The organism is Candidatus Thiosymbion oneisti, from assembly GCF_900092655.1.
Taxonomy (GTDB): Bacteria; Pseudomonadota; Gammaproteobacteria; order Chromatiales; family Chromatiaceae; genus Thiosymbion; species Thiosymbion oneisti.
In genome coordinates, this window is the sequence record NZ_FLUY01000436.1 from 1 (window position 1) to 4,000 (window position 4,000).

The 4,000-nt window shown below is 61.8% G+C and carries 5 protein-coding genes; all 5 read left to right on the forward strand.

Annotated elements, in window-relative coordinates; genetic code table 11:
- The coding region (locus BQ17_RS21445; RefSeq protein ID WP_218068081.1) for a hypothetical protein at nucleotides 1–307 on the forward strand (307 nt) is incomplete at its 5' end.
- 30 nt (nucleotides 308–337) lie between these two features.
- Nucleotides 338–649 carry an FAD-dependent oxidoreductase gene (locus tag BQ17_RS04270; RefSeq protein ID WP_089724580.1) on the forward strand — a complete coding sequence of 104 codons (312 nt, stop codon included), beginning with the start codon at nucleotides 338–340 and terminating at the stop codon, nucleotides 647–649.
- A 93-nt stretch (nucleotides 650–742) separates the two neighbouring features.
- On the forward strand, nucleotides 743–2,248 hold the full coding sequence (locus BQ17_RS04275) for an alkaline phosphatase family protein (RefSeq protein WP_089724582.1): 1,506 nt from the start codon (nucleotides 743–745) through the stop codon (nucleotides 2,246–2,248).
- A gap of 7 nt (nucleotides 2,249–2,255) precedes the next feature.
- A complete protein-coding gene (locus BQ17_RS04280) occupies nucleotides 2,256–3,224 on the forward strand; it encodes a lysylphosphatidylglycerol synthase transmembrane domain-containing protein (protein WP_089724584.1) in 969 nt (322 codons plus the stop codon).
- Nucleotides 3,225–3,524: 300 nt separating this feature from the next.
- Nucleotides 3,525–4,000 (forward strand): AAA family ATPase (locus BQ17_RS04285; RefSeq protein ID WP_218068083.1); only part of this gene is annotated, 476 nt, incomplete at its 3' end.

Sequence of the window (4,000 nt, forward strand, 5' to 3'; positions counted from 1 at the left end):
CATCGGCCTGCTACCGGCCGGCCAGGTAATCGACGGTCAGGTCTATCGCATCGCCGATGCCTATCCTGTCTACGACAACAACTATACGGCCAGTCTTGCCCAGGTGCGAAACTTCTGTGACGGACTGGAAAACCTGCGCACCGTGGGCCGCAACGGTCTCCATCGCTACAACAACATGGACCATTCCATGCTGACCGCGATGTATGCCGTCCGCATGCTCCTGTTCGGCGAACACCATGACCTCTGGGCCGTCAATACCAAGCAGACCTATCAGGAACAGGTCACCGCTTCTGGCGTTGTTATGTAGCGCGCGGCACGGTCCGGTCAGGAGTCCTATATGATCGAAGATGGTCGAGGGATTTCCCAGGGGCATATCCTGAGTACCCAGGTGTGTGTCGTCGGCGCCGGTGCGGCCGGCGTGACCCTCGCGCTCGAATTGGCCGCCCGGGGGCTGGATGTGATCCTGCTGGAGGCCGGCGGGCTGAAGGTCGAGCAGGCCTCCGACGACGATCTGGCCGGTGAGATCGCTGCCCCCGGACACCACGCTCCGCTTCCCGAATGCAGATCCCGGCAGCATCGATCGCTAAACCGCTTTCCATTTGGGCTAATCACATTTCCATTTCTGTGCCCTCTGTGTCCTCTGTGGTAAAAAAAGATTTCACGCCTCGCGGTCTTAAGGCGTAGCCTGGCTAGCTATGCGGTCAAGCGACCGTGACACACAGATGAAAATTCCGGGGGAGCAATGACGCAATCATCCACGACCAATCCGGGCCGGGCGACCAAGACCCTGATGCTGGGGGTCGATGCCGGCGATCTGGCGTTCATCCAGGGGCATGAGCATCGCCTGCCGGTGTTCCGGCGGTTGTTGCATGCGGGGAACCTGCGCCGGCTCGAAACCACGTCCGGACTGTTGTCCGGCTCGGTCGGGCCGACCTTCTATACCGGTCTGCAACCGGGGGCGCATGGTATCTATCACCAACTCCAGTGGGATCAGAAACAGATGCGTAGTCGGCGGGTGAGCGCCGCTTGGTTGTACCGGGAACCCTTCTGGTATGAGCTGGCCCGCAATGGCGTCCGGGTCACGGTCGTCGACGTACCCATGGTGTTTTCCAGCCGGCTCGACCAGGGTACCGAGGTGGTCAACTGGGGTTCCCAAGAACGGCTTATCCCCTTCCACTGCAACCGGCCGGAGCTGACACGGGATATCCGGCGATGCTTCGGTAGGCACGCCATGAGGGCGGAGATCCCCGTTACCAAGACCCATGGCCAGCTCGCGCGCATTCGCAGGGACCTGATCAGGGGGGCCGGGCAGAAGGGGGCGTTGATACGCTATTTGATGGCACATACCGAGTGGGATTTCTTGCTCGCCGTCTTCGGCGAGTGTCACCAGGGCGGGCATACCCTGTGGCCCGCAGCGAATCCGGCCTCCGCCGCCCCAACCGACGCCCTGCTGGATGTCTATCGGTCCATAGACCGGGCGTTGGGTGCCATCCTGGAGGCCGTGGATACGGCCACTACCCAGGTCATTCTGTTCTCACTGCACGGCATGCAGGCGAATACATCACAGGAACATTTCGTCGCACCCGTGATGCAACGCATCAATAGCCTGTATGCGCGGCGGACTCTACCCGGCGGACCCAAGCCGGCGCGGCAACGCAGCCTGATGCGTCTGCTGCGCGATCACTTGCCGGCACGCCTGCAGCATGCAGTCGCCCAAGGGGTACCCGTCGAGGTACGCGACTGGGTGGTCAATCGGGCCACGTCGGCGGGCTACCAGTGGGAGCGGACCCCGGCGTTTCCGTTGCGGACGGACAATAACGGCTATCTGCGGTTCAATTTCAAGGGCCGGGAGTCCGCGGGCTGGCTGCAGTCGGGGAGTCCAGAATACCTGGGTTACCGGGATTGGCTCACGGCTGGGTTTCGCGGACTGCGCACCAGCGACGGCGGCGTGCCGCTGGTCGCCGAGCTGGTGACGACCGCGGAGGTGTTTCCCGGCGAACACAGCGATAAGCTGCCCGACCTGATCGTTTCCTGGAACCAACAGCCGCCGGCGACCCAGGTCGAGTCCGCTACTCTGGGTCGCTTCAGCGCCAGGCCCGATTCCGGGCGCAGTGGCTATCATCGCCACGAGGGCTTCGTGGCGGTTCAGGGGCCGGGACAGGATGCCGCGGAGTGGCAGTCGGTCAATCACATCAAGGATTTGGCCCCGCGGCTGCTCGATTCCTTCTTAGGTCCCGCCACGAGCTAGCTGCGGGATGAGGCGGGATTCTCCATGGAACCGAGGGGCGTGGGTCAAGTTCGGGTTCAAGGTCATCGTCACCCTGCTGCTGGTCTGGCTGTTGCTGCAGGGAGTCGACCCGCGCTCGGTCCTGGACAGTGCGTTGCGTATCGACCGGTACTTTCTTGCCGCCGCGGTCGGCCTCTCCCTCTGCAACCTGTGGCTGGCCGGCAGGCGGTGGTTTTTCGTAATCGAGTCACTCGGGTACCAGCTTCCCCGTGGCCTGGTTTGGCAGCTCACCCTGGTCGGTGCCTTCTTCAACCAGTTCTTACCCTCTGCCATGGGCGGCGACCTGGTGCGTCTGCCCTATGCGGCCCGTGCCGGTCTCCCGCTCACGGCCGCACTCGAGAGCGTGGTGCTGGATCGGATCATGGCGTTCGTGGGACTCATCCTGGTGGTGCTGTGTTGCCTGCCCGTGGCGTTCCTGGTCATCGCGGATACCCGTGCGCATTGGTTGCTGACGGGCATTGTTCTGGCGAGCCTGTTGCCGGTGGGATTGCTGTCGAGCCTGGCCGATTGGCCGCGTGGGTTATCGGAGAAGCCGGTGCTGCGCCCGGTATCGGCGTTGTCCCGATCCCTGCGCGAGGCCCTGCTGGGACAGCAGCGGCAACGGATACTGGCTACCGCCGTGCTGATCCATCTGACCAGGGTGCTTACCGTCTACCTGATCGCTGCCGGGATGTCGCTGCCGATCTCGTTCCTGGCATGCCTGCTCCTGGTGCCGCCCGCACTCCTGGTGACCAACCTGCCCATTTCGCTCGGGGGATGGGGCTTGCGGGAGGGCGCCTTTGTCGCGGCATTCGCGTTTGTCGGTCTGCCTGCCGAGCAGTCGTTTACGCTGTCCGCCATGTTCGGCCTGGTGATCCTCTGCTCCTCACTTGCGGGGGGGTTGGTCTGGATTCTTCTGCGCTGGCCGACCGATAAACAGGCTGCACCGCATCAATAGCTGCTACAAAGATACCAGGATACGGTGGACCCTTTTTGGCGTCGGATTGAGCATGGGAAAACCCGCACAGGCTCAGAAGCCGTCTAAAAATTAAGATACTGATTTTACGACTTTAGAGGCTGTCTAAAAAGGGGCCGTAGGCCAGAGTCAGGAGTAGGCTGGGTTGAGGAACGAAACCCAGCGTTTACGGGCCAGCCTGGTTTGCCGGGTCTCGTCTCTCGACCCAGCCTACCCGATTAAAATCAATAATTTAGTTTTTAGACAGCCTCTAAGGCGATTGCCGTCATAGAAGGAAGATTTATGAAAACCTTCAATACCGCAGGTCCCGTCAGGCCGGACGAACATTACAGGGTCCCCCCGTTGTCACGTTGGGATATGGAAGAAATCCGGCGTTTGATCGGGGAGAAACGTTATTTCGTCCTCCACGCCCCGCGCCAGACCGGCAAGACCAGCTGCCTGTTGGCCTTGATGGAGCAGCTCAATGCGGAAGAGGATTACAGGGCCCTCTATGTAAACCTGGAGCCGGCCCAGGCGGCACGCGGGGATGTGGCAGCAGGGATGCGCACGATTGTCAGTGGGATTGCCCACAATGCCCGCCGTTATCTGGGCGATCAGCGATTGCGGGAATGGGTCGATGAGACGCTCCATGAATTCGGTCCCCATGGTGCCCTACAGGGGTTGCTCTCCCACTGGTCGGAAGAGAACGACCGACCCATCGTGCTGTTACTGGACGAGGTGGATAGCCTGGTGGGAGATACCCTGATCTCGCTGCTGCG

Bases quoted from the DNA above. Each gene is read 5' to 3' on its own strand.
- BQ17_RS04270 (WP_089724580.1), top strand. From the start codon at position 338: ATGATCGAAGATGGTCGAGGGATTTCCCAGGGGCATATCCTGAGTACC.
- BQ17_RS04275 (WP_089724582.1), top strand. From the start codon at position 743: ATGACGCAATCATCCACGACCAATCCGGGCCGGGCGACCAAGACCCTG.
- BQ17_RS04280 (WP_089724584.1), top strand. From the start codon at position 2,256: ATGAGGCGGGATTCTCCATGGAACCGAGGGGCGTGGGTCAAGTTCGGG.